15 protein-coding genes are annotated in these 16,925 nt (G+C 44.9%); 9 read left to right on the top strand and 6 right to left on the bottom strand.

What is annotated here, in order from left to right; all coding sequences use genetic code 11:
• Positions 1-43: 43 nt before the first annotated feature.
• Complete coding sequence (locus JN178_RS02665; RefSeq protein ID WP_232369670.1) at positions 44-646, bottom strand: TIGR04211 family SH3 domain-containing protein; 603 nt, start codon at positions 644-646, stop codon at positions 44-46.
• 206 nt (positions 647-852) lie between these two features.
• Between JN178_RS02665 and JN178_RS02670 the strand changes: the two genes are divergently transcribed.
• Together JN178_RS02670 and JN178_RS02675 are read left to right on the top strand one after the other, a co-directional pair.
• Positions 853-2,358 (top strand): CYTH domain-containing protein, encoded by a 1,506-nt coding sequence (locus JN178_RS02670; RefSeq protein ID WP_202263431.1) that lies wholly within the window; start codon positions 853-855, stop codon positions 2,356-2,358.
• A 154-nt stretch (positions 2,359-2,512) separates the two neighbouring features.
• The gene (locus JN178_RS02675; protein ID WP_232369671.1) at positions 2,513-3,460 is read left to right on the top strand and encodes a DNA mismatch repair protein; all 948 of its coding nucleotides are present in this window, start codon (positions 2,513-2,515) and stop codon (positions 3,458-3,460) included.
• A gap of 7 nt (positions 3,461-3,467) precedes the next feature.
• On the opposite strand, the gene mutH is transcribed toward JN178_RS02675, so the two are convergent.
• Complete coding sequence (gene mutH / locus JN178_RS02680) at positions 3,468-4,145, bottom strand: DNA mismatch repair endonuclease MutH (RefSeq protein ID WP_202263433.1); 678 nt, start codon at positions 4,143-4,145, stop codon at positions 3,468-3,470.
• A gap of 113 nt (positions 4,146-4,258) precedes the next feature.
• Between mutH and rppH the strand changes: the two genes are divergently transcribed.
• The 7 genes from rppH (at position 4,259) to JN178_RS02715 (ending at position 11,780) form a co-directional block, all read left to right on the top strand.
• On the top strand, positions 4,259-4,801 hold the full coding sequence (gene rppH / locus JN178_RS02685) for an RNA pyrophosphohydrolase (protein WP_159624226.1): 543 nt from the start codon (positions 4,259-4,261) through the stop codon (positions 4,799-4,801).
• A gap of 93 nt (positions 4,802-4,894) precedes the next feature.
• Positions 4,895-7,186: a phosphoenolpyruvate--protein phosphotransferase gene (gene ptsP / locus JN178_RS02690; RefSeq protein ID WP_202265862.1), complete on the top strand. Its 2,292-nt coding sequence runs from the start codon at positions 4,895-4,897 to the stop codon at positions 7,184-7,186.
• 118 nt (positions 7,187-7,304) lie between these two features.
• Entirely contained in the window at positions 7,305-8,111 is an 807-nt protein-coding gene (locus tag JN178_RS02695; RefSeq protein WP_202263434.1) for a sulfite exporter TauE/SafE family protein, read from the top strand.
• A gap of 4 nt (positions 8,112-8,115) precedes the next feature.
• Positions 8,116-8,919, top strand: coding sequence for a prolipoprotein diacylglyceryl transferase (gene lgt, locus JN178_RS02700; RefSeq protein ID WP_202263435.1), 804 nt, complete (start codon positions 8,116-8,118; stop codon positions 8,917-8,919).
• An 18-nt stretch (positions 8,920-8,937) separates the two neighbouring features.
• Positions 8,938-9,771 (top strand): thymidylate synthase, encoded by an 834-nt coding sequence (locus tag JN178_RS02705; protein WP_159624177.1) that lies wholly within the window; start codon positions 8,938-8,940, stop codon positions 9,769-9,771.
• Positions 9,772-9,780: 9 nt separating this feature from the next.
• Complete coding sequence (locus JN178_RS02710; protein WP_202263436.1) at positions 9,781-10,797, top strand: response regulator; 1,017 nt, start codon at positions 9,781-9,783, stop codon at positions 10,795-10,797.
• Positions 10,794-11,780: a sensor domain-containing diguanylate cyclase gene (locus JN178_RS02715; RefSeq protein ID WP_202263437.1), complete on the top strand. Its 987-nt coding sequence runs from the start codon at positions 10,794-10,796 to the stop codon at positions 11,778-11,780. Before JN178_RS02710 ends, JN178_RS02715 begins: the two co-directional genes overlap by 4 nt.
• Positions 11,781-11,807: 27 nt before the next feature.
• On the opposite strand, the gene JN178_RS02720 is transcribed toward JN178_RS02715, so the two are convergent.
• The 4 genes from JN178_RS02720 to JN178_RS02735 all read right to left on the bottom strand — a co-directional run bounded on the left by JN178_RS02720 (position 11,808) and on the right by JN178_RS02735 (position 16,856).
• Positions 11,808-13,973: a hybrid sensor histidine kinase/response regulator gene (locus JN178_RS02720; RefSeq protein WP_232369672.1), complete on the bottom strand. Its 2,166-nt coding sequence runs from the start codon at positions 13,971-13,973 to the stop codon at positions 11,808-11,810.
• Positions 13,974-14,092: 119 nt separating this feature from the next.
• Entirely contained in the window at positions 14,093-15,433 is a 1,341-nt protein-coding gene (locus JN178_RS02725; protein WP_202263439.1) for an AmpG family muropeptide MFS transporter, read from the bottom strand.
• A 72-nt stretch (positions 15,434-15,505) separates the two neighbouring features.
• Complete coding sequence (locus JN178_RS02730; protein ID WP_202263440.1) at positions 15,506-15,829, bottom strand: hypothetical protein; 324 nt, start codon at positions 15,827-15,829, stop codon at positions 15,506-15,508.
• 142 nt (positions 15,830-15,971) lie between these two features.
• Positions 15,972-16,856 (bottom strand): DUF3530 family protein, encoded by an 885-nt coding sequence (locus JN178_RS02735; RefSeq protein ID WP_202263441.1) that lies wholly within the window; start codon positions 16,854-16,856, stop codon positions 15,972-15,974.
• Positions 16,857-16,925 lie beyond the last annotated feature (69 nt).

Raw genomic sequence — 16,925 nt, forward strand, 5'->3', positions numbered from 1 at the left:
CCTATAACGACAAAAAAGGCCAGCATTTATGCTGGCCTTTTTATTACATCCATTCGCTATTTCTGCGCTTTCGCTTGGGTAAGTAGGTTAGCAGCACACCCAGTAAAATACCTGCGCCTGCCACCATACCGCCTCGGGTAAACCAGGTTACAAGCTCATCTTTGTTAGCACTGTCAACTTTTGCAGTAAGGCGAGTGACCTCGGCTGCTTGCTCTTCACTAGTTGTCGTCAATGTAGACACTTGCTGGCGCGCATCGTTGAGTTGTTGGCGCAGTCGTGCGTTCTCAGATTGTGCAGATTGTAAACTGCGCTGACTATCCGCTAGCTGTTCACTTATAATCGGCAATTGCTCTGCTTGTGACATGGTATTTGACACAAATCGGCTTTCTACCCAACCAGTGCGGCCTTCGTTATCGGTAATCTTGGTAAACTCAGCATCATTGTCTCTGTCTAAAACGGTAATAGGGGTGCCCGCTTCTATTGAGCCCAATATGCGATAGTTTCGGCCTGCGCCTGTGTGCATGAAAATAAACAAGTCATCTCTTATATAGTGTGATGACGATGCTTCTAAATCAGCGGTGTCCTGTAGCGAAAATGCTTGAAAAGAGCATGCAACAAGGGCTGCTGCTAACCACTTTCGTATCATATGAAGTCCAATTCTGAGTTTAAAACAACAAGATGGTATTGGTTGACCGCAATAAAGGCAAGTGTGTTCCACTTTTGTCTTAAAGGTACGAGCACTATTGTTGAGTAAAAAACACCTGCCAACACGGATACATCGGTGTATCGCGATTGCGCTAAGCTGTTATCAAAGGTAAGGTGTCAGCATCTAAAGCTGTGCTTAGCGCAACCATGTCAGAAATAGAATTAAAATTTGTCACCGGTGAACATGCTCATGAAGCATTTTCGCAACGTGTATTACCGCTTTTTGAAAAGCACCAAATCAATGTGAAATCGCATAAAGAGATGCGGTTGGAAAATGATTACTACGATACGAGTAAACTGGATTTTCAACAACATAAGATGGGTTTTAGAGTACGTGGAAACAATGGACAGTACGAGCAAACTCTCAAAACCAATGGTGTGGTGAGTGGCGGCTTACATAAACGCTCAGAGTTCAACGTACCGCTTGATAACGCCAGTCCTGATTTAACGCTGTTTGAGCCATCTGTGTGGCCACAAGATTGGGATATAGCCACCAAAAATGACAGTTTATCAAAGCAGTTTAGTACGCACTTTACCCGTCACGCCTATGTTGTTGACCTAGGGGAAAGTACTGTAGAAATTGTATTAGACTGTGGTGAAGCTACTACAGATAAAGCAAGTTCGCCTATCAATGAAATTGAGCTGGAATTAATGTCAGGCGACATTAATAGCCTATTCACGCTGGCAGTCCTAATCAATGACAATATGCCGGTTAGGCTAAGTGATGTGTCTAAGGCGGCTCAAGGTTATCAATTGCTTCATGGGTTTAATGCCAAAGTGAGGTACTTGCCTGATTTTCTGGCGCTTGAAGATTCCATATCAACCGAAGAGGCGTTTTGCCTTGCTGTGCAAACTGCCTTAGCGCATTGGCAGCACCATGAGCACGTTTTTTGTGAAAGCGGGGCTATAAAAATGCTTGCCGAAGTGGAAAAGAGTATCCGCTTGTTACTGCAAAGCGTGTCGCTTTATTTACCCGTATTACAATGCCCTGAGTTGTTATCGTTGCACAAAAAATTAGTCGAACACGCTCAAAAGTGGAGTTGGCAAGACGATTTACAGAGTCTGCGCTATTTATTGTCTAAAAAAAGCCTGTTCAACAAAACCTTAAGTAAACAACCTGCTATTGTGAGTTATTTGCAAGGGCGTCAGGCTGGCTTAATGCACGCCCATGAACCCGAAAAATTACTGTTTGATAATGACGCTACAGACATTAAACTGCTCGCGATAAAGCTAATTCAGAATAAGCCTTGGCAGAAAGTTGCTACAGGGTATGATCACCCTGTCCTCGACCACGCCAAAGGGTGGTTGTCACAGGGCTGGCAAACCGTACAGCAAAGTATGCCCTTGAGTAAAACCATGGGCCCAGCAAATTATGCCGCGGTAGAAATATTATTGCGTCAAACCCTGTGGAGCGGCTTTTTACTCGGTGACTTGTTTGTAGAAGAGCGTGGCAACTTTCGTGCGCCGTGGCTAGACTTACTGACCGGAATAGACGAGTTGAATGCGCTCTTGATGCTTAAGCAGTCAATTGACGATGCAGAAGTGGAATCTCATGATGAGCTTCGCAAGTGGACGGCCGAAAAACTGACCACGCTAATTAAAGTTATGGAACGTACGCGCACAGTAGCAATGCAGCGCGATATTTATTGGTAGTAAGACACAGTTTCAAGGACGGGCAGTGTCAATGACGGCAACGATGTATAATTATCTTCTTTATATGCTTGTAGCACTGTATTGCGCGGGGCTACTTAGGCTTATTTCTCTTAAAGTGAACTTAACAAGCCGACGCTACCTAGTGGGAGCTTTTGTGTGTTGGCCATTATTCATGTTTGATGAATGGCTAAGATTGGCTAACGCCATTGATTATGCATACCTTTATGGCTTGTCTGAAGTATTTGCAGTGATTGCTGTCACGTGCTGCTATCGCGCCATCAAGCCAATGCTAGTCGATAAGCCGAGTGCACGGCGCCGCCTTTGGTGGCCTGTGGCAGTAACGGGGCTATTTCAGTTAAGCGTGTTACTTATTAGCACACAAGAAAAACAGCAGTGGTTTGTTAGTTCGCCTACCGGAGACCCTCTATTTTTATGGCCCGCGTATATCGCGTCGTTACTGGCCGGATTTAGTGTGCTGCTTATCGGTATACTCATCACTGAGCAAATCCAGTTGTACCATCGTCATCTGCCTGAACAAGCTGTTGACATTAAAAAGCTTAAAGCGCCACGCCTTGCTGGCGTAATGGGTAGCCTTGTAGGGGTTGCTTTTATGAGTATTTTGCTTGTAACTGCCGCCACTTTTGGTTTTCTGTCCGTGCCATTTTGGGAGAGTTTTCATCACCTAATGTTAGGTGGAGCGATCTTAGTGGTGCTATTTTCACTTACGTTTGTACGTCGAACATCGCCATCTCCCCTTGATTATGAGCGGTTAGATGCTGAGAAGTCGAACCCTTATGAAATCAGCAGTTTAATATCGAAGGCAGAGCGTTACACTATTGAATCGAAAGTGTACAAGGAACGTTTTGTCACCATAGCGCAATTTTGTCAGGGAGCCGATATGGACCCTACTGCACTTGCTCTGGCGTTGCGCCTTTCTGATAAGAAAAACTTTCGACGTTTTATTTTTCACTACCGGTTAGAGTATGCCAAAAACGTGTTACTACGCAGCGATGCAAAAGTGGCGGCAGTGGCTAAACGCGTAGGGATCAATTCGGAAAAATTCTTAAGTGATTATCTGGTGAAGCACCTTCGCCATCGATAGCTAGTGTTCAAGCAAAAAAGGCATTCATCATTATACGATGGGTGAATGTCTTTCTAAGGTAAAAGCCGCGTGGGCGTGTTTTTATTCTTTCGCCATCAGGGTTAAGCGCGTCGGTCAATACTTTCCCGTTTGCTGCCTTAGGGCGAATATGCAGTGCATTGCCTTGCCTTGAGGTTATTGACTCGACATTGCCTGTAATGATCTGTTCGGTCAACTCTTCCCAATCATCTTTTAATAGTTGATCTTCTTCTTCGCTCGGGCGCCAGTAAAAGCCCGTAGCTACACGTCGCTCAGCCAATGGAATATGTCTCGCGCCCTCAACGGGTAACCATAGTACTTGCTGTAACTTATTGCGCACATTTGACGTCTCCCACGTGATCCCGGGTGTCATGAGCAGTGGGGCAAAACACACATACGTTGTCTCTAATGGCGCAAATTGACCATCAATGGGTATGGTTTTTAATTCAATGCCAAGCTCTGGAAAGTCTTGCTGTGGCTTAGAGCCCGCACTCGCGCCGAGCCATTTTTCAATCAGCATACCTGGCCACCCTTTATGGCGCTGCAAATTAGCCGGAATTGCCACATTGGCCATATCTGCTAACTCGCCAAGAGTAAGTCCTGCAATGGCATGACAACGGGCAAGTAAGTCGTCTGGCGAGGTAGGGGGAGACACTGGAGGTTGCATAAACTACGTTATTTTCCTAATTGAACATCGACGATGAATATTAACACTATGATTGGAGCATAGTTTGTGGAAGAATGAAAACATATAACAGTATAGTGTGCCCGGGAGTCTATGTGATAGATGCCGATGGATTCCGTGCGAATGTGGGCATAGTGATTTGCAACAAAATGGGTCAAGTATTTTGGGCAAGACGTTATGGTCAACATTCATGGCAGTTCCCTCAAGGCGGAATTGATGAAGGGGAATCTGCTGAACAAGCTATGTACCGCGAGCTTCACGAAGAAGTAGGGCTGACACCGAAAGATGTCACTATTTTAAGTGTTACCCGTAACTGGCTTAGATACAAACTGCCAAAGCGATTAATTCGACAAGGTAGTAATCCTGTTTGTATAGGACAAAAGCAAAAATGGTTCTTGTTGCAACTCGATTGTAACGAGCGAGATGTTAATGTACTTAAAACCGGTCATCCTGAATTTGATGATTGGCGGTGGGTTAGCTATTGGTATCCCATTCGCAACGTTGTGTCGTTCAAGCGTGATGTGTATAGACGGGTGATGAAAGAGTTTTCACCGGTTGTGTTATCTGCACAACACCGAACTCAGCAGCGCAGCAGCCCTATGCCTAGCAAGCGTGGTAAAAAGCGCAGGCGAGGTTGATTGCATGGACGGTGGCCTGCGCAGGCTTAACCAACTCGCGAAAGATGTATGAGCAAGGATTAACGGGTGAGTACTCAACGTAATACAGGCACAATGCTAACCACTTTAAAGCGAATAGTGCAGGAAATGAATCAAATTCCTGCGCTAGACACTGCCTTATTTCGTTTAGCCTCTCGCGTCAAACAAACGCTAGATGTCGACTCGTGTTCAATCTATCTTGCCGATTATGACACCCAGGAGTTTATTTTAAAGGCCACTGACGGCTTACATCCTGATGCGGTTGAGCAAGTGCGCATTGGCTTCTCAGAAGGTCTTATTGGTTTAGTGGGTCAGCGCGAAGAACCACTCAATATTGTTAATGCACACAGCCATCCTCGCTTTAAACACTACCCCGAAGTTAAAGAAGAAAACTACAATGCGTTTTTAGGCACGCCAATTATCAATCAGCGTCGCGTGTTAGGGGTAATAACGCTGCAACAATCAGAAATGCGCCGTTTCAGTGAAGACGAAGAGGCATTTCTCGTTACTCTTGCAGCTCAGCTTGCCCTTGAAATCACAAACGCAGATATTCGAGGGGCATTAACGCTTTCATCATCACCCGATAGCATCGCACAGCAAAAAAATGTACGGGGAATAGCGGGTTCGCCAGGACTCGCTATTGGTAAGGGCGTGTCTCAGGACAAGTCGGTTAACTTGAAAAACTGGGTTGTTAAGCGCACTCAGTCGCCCGCCGACCAGATTCAGTTGTACCGCAAAGGTGTGGAGGTAACGCGAGGCCATGTAGACGCGTTATCTAAACGTCTCGATGACGGTATTCCCGATGACGTCAAATCAATATTTCAGTTGTATCACCATTTGCTTGATGCCAATAGTTTAGGGCGTGAAGTCGAGGATAAGATCCGTCAAGGGTGGGATGCCGCTTCCTCATTGAAGATGGTTGTAGAAAGCTATGCAGCGCGTTTTCAGGCAATGGACGACCCCTACATGCAGGAGCGTGCCATTGATATTATTGACCTGTCTGACCGTATTTTGGCGAACATATTATTTGAAGCAAACGGTCAACAAGTTGAAGAGAAAACAATTACCGTCCCCAGTATTCTGGTAGCAGATGAAGTGTCTGCGCCTATGCTGGCTGAATTTCCCAGAGACAAGCTGAAAGGCATTATCTCAATTAGAGGGTCAAACAACTCTCACGCAGCAATTCTTGCCAGAGCCATGGGGGTACCTGCAGTAATGGGGTGTCAGAATGTCACGCCAGCACTGCTTGAAGATAAAGAAATCCTTCTCGATGGTTACTCTGGTGAAGTCATTGTTTCACCAGAGCGCAATATTAAAGCTGAGTTTATTCAGCTCATTGAAGAAGAGTCGGCAATTGCCGAGAGAATTGATGCTGAGGCCGATAAGCCGTGCGAGAGTATTGATGGCTGTCGTATGTCGCTCTATATCAACGCTGGATTATCCGCCGAAGTTGAGCTTAACGCGGGTCAAATAGGCGCGGGCGTCGGTCTTTATAGAACCGAAATTCCATTTATGCTGCGCGAGCGCTTCCCCTCTGAGCAAGAGCAGGTGAGTTTATATCGTCAGATATTAGAATCTGCGCCTGAACTCCCGATTACGATGCGTACGCTCGACGTCGGTGGTGATAAACCGCTCCCTTATTTCCCGATTAACGAGGAGAATCCGTTTCTTGGCTGGCGAGGTATTAGATTAACCCTAGACCATCCTGAAATTTTTCTCGTACAAGTTAGGGCTATGCTGCGGGCGAGCATAGGATTGAGCAACCTGCAAATTATGCTGCCAATGATCTCTACCGTGTCAGAAGTGCAAGAAGCAAAACGTTTAATTAACCAAGCATATTACGAAATATCAGACGAGATAGCTCCAGAGAATAAAACGATACACAAGCCCAAGCTAGGTATTATGTTAGAAGTACCTTCAGTGCTGTATCAATTGCCACAATTGGCAAAGCATGTTGACTTCTTTTCGGTGGGAAGCAACGACTTAACCCAGTATCTCTTGGCCGTTGATCGAAATAACACCCGTGTCGCGGGTCTTTATAACAGCTATCACCCAGCGGTGTTGGGGGCGCTATATGACGTGGTGCAAAAGGCTAATCAAAGCCAGGTGCCAGTTACCATTTGCGGCGAAATAGCGGGTGAGCCTGCTGGCGCCTTGTTACTGATGGGAATGGGATATCGCCGTTTAAGTATGAATGGCTTTAACTTACGAAAGATAAACTGGTTAATTCGCAAAGTTACCTTAGATGAGTGTAAGCAATTACTTTCTTTGGCACTCACATCGGTAAGTCAAGAAGAGGTATTTACGCATTTAAATGAATACCTTGAAACGAAGGGGTTAGGCGGACTGATACGCGCTGGCGCATAGGTGTACAGAGCGTAAACCGTAAATACAACCAAGTGGTCACCTGAATTCGTGCAAGCGGTGCATGCTCTCTCTAGCAGTGTGTGTTACGCTTGTGCGCGATATTTCAAAGGAACAAAACATGGAACCTATGGTTGTTATCCTAGTAAGTTGCTTATTACTAGGCTCCATTGTGGGTATATTGGCGGGCATGTTAGGTATCGGTGGCGGACTCATCATTGTGCCCGCGCTCTCATACTTACTTGTACATTTTTTGGGAATGACAACCGAAGCGGTTATGCCAGTGGCTATCGCAACATCGCTTTCAACGATTATTTTCACAGGTATGTCGTCGGCTTTTGCGCATTATCGGCTTGGCAATATTCAGCCAAATGTTGTGTTATATACCGGTATGGGAATAGCGGTGGGGGCTGTTGGCGGTGCCCAGATTGCCAGCCATATTTCAGGTGAAATGTTAAAAGATGTATTCGCGGTACTCGTTATGCTTATCGCCGCACAAATGATTTTTGGAAAGCAAAAAGCATCAGATAACGACGCCTCAAAAGCAACACTTGGCGCAGTAGGGATCGTTGCTGGTACCCTCAGTGCACTGATGGGCATTGGTGGGGGCGCACTATTAGTGCCTGCATTGGTGTGGTTTAAAGTAAATATCCGAGCTGCAATTGGGTGCGCCGCTTTTTGTGGTTTGGTAATTGCAGTTTTTGGTACCGCCAGTTTTATCATTGCGGGTCTCAATGAGACAGACGTACCGAACCATAGTTTAGGGTATGTTTATTTGCCGGCGACAGCGGGTATTGTAGCGACCTCTATGTTCACGGCGAACATTGGTGCTAAATTAGGTCAGAAAGTGAACGTGCGTGTATTAAAGTCAATGCTTGCGTGCTTGCTAGTACTTGTCAGTATAAGAATGATTTTAGGAATTGAATAACATAATGGAACAGAGCAGTTACCTGGTTTTTCCCAGTATCGACCCCGTTATTTTTAGTGTAGGTCCACTTAGCGTTCGCTGGTATGGGCTTATGTACCTAGTGGGCTTTATCGCCGCTTATTTATTGGCGCAGAAGCGACTGTCTCAGACTGACTGGAGTCGAGAGCAGCTCAGTGACTTACTTTTCTGGAGTTTTGTCGGCGTTATTTTAGGTGGCCGTATTGGCTATGTGTTCTTCTACCAATTTGGTATGTTTCTCGACAATCCGCTTTATCTATTCAAGATTTGGGCGGGTGGGATGTCATTCCACGGCGGTTTGCTGGGCGTATTGGCGGCCTTATTCTGGCAAGCTAAGCGCATGAACACCACGTTTTTACAGTTGGGCGATTTTGTCGCGCCCCTCGTGCCAATAGGATTAGGGGCTGGGCGTATCGGTAACTTTTTAAATGCTGAGTTGTGGGGACGTACTACTGATGTGCCGTGGGCCGTCATTTTCCCTAATGCTGGCAATGTGCCCAGACACCCTTCTCAATTATACGAGTTTGCACTTGAAGGCGTGCTATTATTCATAATTTTATGGCTGTTTTCGGCTAAGAAACGCCCCATTGGTGCTGTAAGTGGCTTGTTTTTATTAGGTTATGGCAGCTTCCGTTTTATCGTGGAGTATTTTAGAGAGCCCGACGCACATATTGGCTTATATCAAATGGGACTAAGCCAAGGGCAACTTCTTTGTTTACCTATGATTGCTTTAGGAATAGGATTAATAGTGCGTGCGTATACGCGCAAGAAAGACCGTGTTGAACAGTAAAAAAATATAAGAATAACGATGAAAGAATATCTCGCTCTAATGCGCCATGTACGTGATACGGGTGTGAAAAAGGAAGATCGAACCGGTACAGGAACACTGAGTGTTTTCGGTTACCAAATGCGCTTTAACCTCCAGGAAGGATTCCCGTTGGTGACCACCAAAAAGTGTCACCTTAAATCCATCATTCATGAGCTATTATGGTTTCTAAAAGGTGAAACCAATATTGCGTATTTAAAAGAAAATGGCGTAAGTATTTGGGACGAGTGGGCCACTGACGAGGGCGAGTTAGGCCCTGTGTACGGCCATCAATGGCGAAGCTGGGACAGAGGAGATGGTACTTCTGTCGATCAAATAGCTGAAGTCGTTGAGCAGATAAAAACGAATCCAGACTCAAGACGGTTAATTGTTAGCGGCTGGAACCCCGCAGTGCTACCCGATACCAATTACTCACCAAAAGAAAATGCGGCCATGGGTAAACAAGCATTGCCGCCATGCCATACGCTTTTTCAATTTTATGTTTTAGATGGGAAGCTTAGCTGTCAGTTGTATCAGCGCAGTGGCGATATTTTCTTAGGTGTGCCTTTTAATATTGCAAGTTATGCACTGTTAACCATGATGATGGCACAGGTTTGTGACTTAGAGCCGGGTGATTTCATCCACACGCTAGGTGATGCACACTTGTATTCGAACCATCTTGAACAAGTGGAGTTGCAATTAAGCCGCGAGCCATTTGAACGCCCTACGATGGTTATTAACCCAGAAGTTAAAGATATTTTTGGGTTTAAATTTGAAGATTTCGAACTCAAAAATTACCAGTCACATCCGCATATCAAAGCACCCGTTGCGATATAAGGAGCTACTATGAGTACTCCTATTTTAATTTGCGACGATTCGGGCTTCGCAAGACGCCAAATGGCGCGCAGTATACCCGATGGTTGGGATGTGGATATTTCATTTGCCGAAGATGGCAATCAAGCTCTTACGCTCATTCGTGAAGGTAAGGGCGACGTTGTGTTCTTGGACTTAAATATGCCTGTGATGGATGGCTACCAAACGATGGAAGTTATCCGAGAGGAAGACCTGCCGTGTTTAGTCATTGTGGTATCAGGTGATGTTCAGGCGCAAGCGCGAGAGCGCATGATTGCGTTGGGGGCACTCGATTTTATACGCAAGCCAATAGACAACGAAAAACTGACCCATATTTTATCGTCGTACGGTATTTATAGCGGAAAGGCTGACTCAACAGCGGCTCATACACAAGACAGCGCCACATCGGATGAAGACAAGTTAGATGCTTGCCGTGAAATGGTAAATATTGCCATGGGACGCGCAGGGGAGAGTCTTGCCGAGCTACTCGGCGAGTTTATCGACTTACCCATTCCCAATGTTAACTTAATTGAAAGTAATGAACTTTCAATGGCTGTGGCAGAGATAAATCGCAACGACAGTGTGTCAGCGGTATCAAAAGGGTTTGTCAGTGAAGGTATCAGTGGCGAAGCACTGGTGATTTTCAATGATACAAACTCGCAAAATATTGTAGAGTTACTGAAGTATCCTCCATCTGAGTCTCCCGCCAGCCTTGCGCTTGAGGCGTTGATGGATGTATCGAATATCCTAATAGGGGCATGCTTAAATGGGTTGTCTGAACAGCTGAACGTTGAGTTTAGTCACACGCACCCTGTGTTATTAGGCCAGCACAAAGGCTTGTCGACGTTGTTAAGTGATAACGTGCATCGATGGGGAAAGCTTATGGCCATCGAAATAGGATATGCAATAAAGGCAAGAGATATCTCGTTTGACTTGCTGTTGTTGTTTCCCGGTGACGCCATTAATCAACTGTACTCTCGACTTCTCAACGACGACAAGGACAGTCTATGAGCATCCCAACAGATTCATTTAACTCGGCGACTTTATCTGATTCAACGGCATTGCCTAGTGAGCTCTTAAATTCTATTGAGGTCGGCGTAGTGATCCTCGACCGCACTTTTGAGGTGAAAGTGTGGAACAAATTCATGGAAAACCATGGGGGCATGCGCAGTGTCGATATGGTTGGAAAGAGCTTGTTTAGTCAATTTTCAGAAATTGATGAGCAATGGCTACGTACCAAAGTAGACCCCGTATTTAACCTTAAAAGCCCCGTATTTATCATTTGGGAGCAGCGCCCATATTTGTTTAAGTTTGGATGTAATCGCCCAGTAACCTGTGCTGCAGATCATATGTATCAGAACGTGACTATGTTCCCTATTGTCGATAAAGCGGGCCATGTCGAGCAGTTTTGCATGTTGGTTTACGATGTGACAGAGCAGGCGTTGGGGAAACTCGGCATGGAGCACTTAAACGAAGAGTTAAAAACGGCCAGTCGCGTCGATGGCCTAACTGGGTTGTACAATCGCCGCTATTGGCAAGAACGCTTCGATGAAGTGTTCAAGTTGAGTAAACGCCGCGGAAAACCAAGCACAGCAATGATGCTGGATATAGACCACTTTAAACGTATTAATGATACCTATGGTCACCAAGCCGGCGATAAAGTAATTAAAATGCTCGCTGCGCTGATCAAACGTTGCATCCGCGAAACAGATTTAGCAGGTCGCTATGGTGGTGAAGAGTTTGCAATCATCTTGACCGACTCGGCGTTGGACAATGCAAAAGTAGTGGCTGAACGCATTCGTCAGTTCGCTCAGCGCTTAGAAGTTGAGCATGAGGGAAAAACCATTCGCTTTACCATCAGTTTAGGCTTGGCGGAGTTTGATTCCAACATTAAAGGCGCAATGGGCTGGCTTGAACTGGCTGACCAAGCCCTTTATGAAGCCAAGCAAAACGGCAGAAATCAGCACCGAGTATTTGAATCGGTAACGCTTTAGCTAAACATCAAAACACCCAATATGCGCTTAAATGGTAAGTTTAAGCGTATTTTTAAGCTCTTGAAAGGTAATGGGTTTGACGAGGTGATAGCGCATTCCAGCCCTTAATGAGGCTTCCTTATCGTCTCGTTGTGCATTGGCAGTAAGTGCAATAATAGGGAGGTCTGGATTGCGTTCCCGTAATATCTTTGCTACTTCTAAGCCGCTTAGATCGGGCAAATTGATGTCGAGCAGAACACAATCATACGCGCTTTCATTTGCGCGAATAATGGCATCGTCACCGTTGTAGCAGATAGTCACGGCATGCCCCATACATGTCAACATGTGCTCCACCATTTCCGCATTAATTGGCTCGTCTTCAACAACCAGTATGTTTGCTCGTGTAACGGGGGCCATTATCTTCGTTTTATTCATGGCTAAATTATGCAGCGTGTCGACAAGTCTCTGTTTATCAATGGGCTTCACGAAACTTTGATAAATGGGTAAATCGGAGTTAGCAATGATATTGGCAATATCGGGGGTAGCAGAGAGTACGACGACAGGGGGGACGCGCTCGCCGTAAATCGCTGAGAGGGTTTTAACTAACTCGAGTCCTGTCATACCTGGCATGTATAAATCGGCAATGATAGCGCTGAACTGCAGTACTTCATCGTGAAGGTTAATCAATTCGGCACCAGATGAAAAGGTACGTGCGCTGAAGCCTTGCGAGGTAATGATTGATTGTAAATGAAGACGTGAGATCTCCAGATCATCGACTACAGCAAATTTTGCATTAGACGGAGAAGATACCTCAATGATAGGTGTTTCCAACGGTTTAATAGGAATATGCACCTTGAACTCACTACCGACCCCTACGGTGCTATTTACACTCAATGAACCACCTAGCTTATCAAGACTGCGCTTAGCCACCGATAAGCCAATACCCGCGCCAGGATAACGATGCGTAGTAGCATGCTTTCCGCGGTAGAAGCGATCAAACATTTTCGCTTGTGTGTCGTCGTCAATACCAATACCAGTATCGCTGATAATAACAACAAGGAAAATACCTTGGTGTTTTACCAGCGTTGTAATGGTGACGTCGATTAGGCCAGATGAAGTGAATTTTACCGCGTTGTCTAAAATGGCGGTAACGACTTTAGTAATAGCAACAGGGTCAGATTCAACAAAATGCGGCACACTATGGCTGCAATGCATATTCAACTCAACTTTCTTGTCTTTTACTTGAATCGAAAAGGGGGAAATACACTCATCAAGGAGCCCAATTAAATCAATGGACTGGGGTTGTAGGTCGTCTTCTATATTGTCTGACAATAGTTCGGTTAAATTATTGGTTAGACTGAGTAACCGATAGCTTGATTGCTCAGCTTGCTGGATAAGTCGACTGCGCTGCGCTTCCATATTGGGAATAAGCTCTAGAGCACTAATAATTACGCTAATAGGTGCTCGAAACTCGTGACTAATAAGTTGAATAAACTCTTTTTGATGACGCTGCTCTTTATCAGCAAAAGACACGCGAAGCGCTGAACGATGTAACAGCGAAGTGGATTTATGAGGCTGATTCTTGCCAAACAGCCACCCAATTACTTGAATTAATGCCAGCGTAATAACTGAAAAAATGAGTACAAGCAACATCTGTTGCCTAATTGACGATATTTGGTTTTGAAGTGCGCTCTCCTGAGTTTGAATAGCATTGATTAATGGTGTAAGTGTGAATACGGCATTAAGCAACTGGGCGGCTTGTTCAGAGGGCAGTACAGCCAAGGTGTAGAGTTGAAGCATAGTATCTTGAATAACACTATGGTTTGCTTCTCGCATTAGGCTGCGTTGCTTGCCCTCAAATGCTTCAAAGGAGAGTTCATTCTCAACGAATTTGATTTCCTGCTCTTGTGCAAAATGTGTTGCTATCCGTTGATAAGTGGCTAGTAAGTTTTCTTGCAAAGGCGCTACCAGGGCAATATTTTGGCTGTACTGGTAACGATTGATCTGTTGTTCAGTTGAAATTAGCGCGTCTTCGAATGCACTGTGTTGTTTCAATGCTGAAATCGCGTGCTGTTGTTGGTTGAGTATGTGAGTAAGTGATGCGAGCGTGACAAGTACAATAGTGACCATCGCAATCTTAACTTTCGACAGTGCACGCTCGCGGCGGGTGTTTTTGACCCTTTTGTTTGAATGACTAAGCTTCTCCGTTACCAAAGTACTTCCTTGCAGTGACATTGCTATATCAACGAGTTAACAGAACATGAATATTTCTTTCTTCATTAACTGTAGATAACTTATGTTTACTTGCAAGGTTATGAGTAAAAAATTAACACTTAGTTATTTGAATATTCGACTTTTTTTATATTTTCGCGAATGCTATACAGAAAGCACAAGCTGGGTATGACCATAAGGGCTGTAGCAATAAAAAACAGGCTCCAATTACCGTCAAGGGCGTCAACAACAAATCCACTGCTTGAGGCCACCAGTGTGCGTCCAGCAACACTTAATGAGGCCATAAGTGCATACTGGGTTGCACTGAACGCACGATTGCAAAGTAACGATATAAACGCCACCATAGCGACTGTGCTCCACGCACCTGTAAAACCATCCACTATCACGGTTATTGCTAACAAGCCCGTTGATGGACCTGTCTGTGCAATTAGCGCAAACATAAGGTTAGAGGCCGCCATGGCAATGCCCGCAATCATTAGCCCTTTGTAAATGCCGTAGCGGATATTAACCAGGCCGCCTAAAAGCGAAAATACAATAGTAACCCACCAATTGAGCAGCTTTGAGTACGTACCTATATCGCTATTTGAAAAGCCAATTTCTTTGTAAAAGACGATACTCATACGCCCCAAAAATGCTTCACCAATCTTGAACAAAAATATAAATAACAGGAAAGAGGCAGCTAGTTTCACGCCGTTTCGACTAAAAAACTCTGAGAAAGGCGTTATCAATGTCGCTCTAAGCCAATACAGAACGCCGCTGCCAGTTTCGTGCGTTATTTGGCTTAAAAGTGCTTTTCTATCAATTTCAGGCTCGTTGGTCAGCAATGTCGCAACCATTAGCAGAAGCATCATGACGGCTAAAAGTAGATAGATATCAGGCCATGTGTAGGCGGTATAGTCGGCAAGATAAAAGGGAATTGCACCCAAGCCACCGTAGCCTGTCCACCATCCTGCAGTGGCGACAGAAGAAGCCGCTGACATACCATCTTTGTCATTCTCTGCAATGGTATCTATGCGAAAGCCATCAATGGCTATATCTTGTGTAGAGGAGGCAATTGCGATGAAAAGGCCTACAAGTGCAATATAAAATAAATCACTAGTAGCACTCAGTTGAGACATAACAAGGCAGCACACAACAACAGCACCTTGCATAGCCATAATCCAGCCTCGGCGCTGCCCTAAAAAAGGTGGCTTGAGTTTGTCTAGTAAAGGCGACCATAAAAAGTTAAACGAATACGTGGCAAAGATAATGCCGAATAACCCAATTGCAGAACGTGATAAGTTTTCGTCTTTAAGCCAAGCAGAGAGCACAGAACCAATCATTATCCATGGAAAACCACTGGATATTCCGAAACAAAAAATACTCAGAAAGCGTTTGTCTTTATAGGTGTTTAATGCAGAGAACAAATAAGTTAGCCCTTGGCGAGTATGCAAAAATGTCATTGAGCCATGAACATTGATGATAAGCAACCTAGAGAATGGTTTTTATTGTGGTAAGAGAGGAGAACGCGTGGGTTAGGGGCGAACACCCACACAATCTAAAGGGCAATGCCCTAATCCATCAAGAAAGTTGACGCAGTTACTTAATTCGTCGAAGAGGTATTTATCGTTTTCAAGTTTATCGCCATTCCAATAATGCACTTGGTGTAATAGATGCCAAAAAACACGTTCTTTTGGCGTATATGGCTGTGTTAATGTGTAATCAATCTGGCCCCACTCTTCCATGCTGTCCCAAAAGAAGAGCTCGAGCTCCTCTGCGGGAAGTTCGCCCTGCCAGAATGCTTTCAAATAAAAACACAGTTGCTTCGCTTTACTATCTACGAAATCTTGAACAGTCACGAGGTGCCCAACCGTATTTGCGTTATACAAGTATTATAGTTCATAACAATCTAACTGCTCGTTAGCAGGCCATTGCGTAGCGCGTTTTCTCACTAGGTAATTGTTTTCTTGATTAATTTAGCGTAATCCCTAGAACAGAGATTTACCAGCCTAGATGACGTGTCCAGCCAATAGTGGTGTTTGTAAGTGTATGAATATAGGCGCTTTCTTGATCTGGCTTTATACTAAAGACTAATGGTGTGCCCGATATCTCAACCTGACGATAGTGCATTTTTAGTGCATTTTTTGCACTCACTCGTCGCTGTGCTGCGGTACTTGATGCCCAGTTGCTGTAGTTGCCCACAGCAAGATCTAGGACCGGAAAGTCTGATTGGGCAATATTATCAACGACTAAGTCGTTAATTGTGGAATCTGGCCAAAATGGGGAAATAGCGACAAATGTGTCAGGGTGAAGTGACGGTTGTGTGGTTGCTAGTGACAAAAAGCTCGCTGCCAGCATGCCTTGTGCGATAATTAGTCGGTAACCTTGTCGCTCTTGAAGATAGTTGTTAAGTGCGTTCAGTTGCATGCCTAATTTGTTTTTGGTGTCGTCAAAATCGAGATGCTGAGTAAGCTGATTACTTCGAGGATGGATGTCTGGGTCCATCGTCAGTACATTATCTGATTGCTCTGGTGGGTTTTCGCTTTCTACTTGTGAAGTGGCTTGAGCGTCATTGTGTAACGGTTGCTCAAATGGGCTGATAATCACGTTCCAGCCTTTTTCGGCCAGTTTTTCAGCCAACATGTCGCCCTGTCCCATCGTTAATCCCGCTGGAGACAATTCACTAATGATAATAGCAGTTCCCAGTGGCAAGGGGGTGTGAGCGTCAACTTCGACAATGGGCAAAATAGTGTCGCCAGCGATAATTTCTGTTACCTGACCGGGTAAGTATGCATGGCTAATATCGGCAAAAAAGTCGCCTACAGCGGCAGATGAATACACGGTCGGTATCATCAAAAATAGAAGCGAGCACAGATGCTTAATCATTGTTTGCGAACCAGTCCTAACGAAAAAAGCGCTTTAACTAAAATAGTCTACATACGGTATATCGGCCTA

Origin of the sequence: Alteromonas sp. KC3 (genome assembly GCF_016756315.1) — a bacterium.
Taxonomy (GTDB): Bacteria; Pseudomonadota; Gammaproteobacteria; order Enterobacterales; family Alteromonadaceae; genus Alteromonas.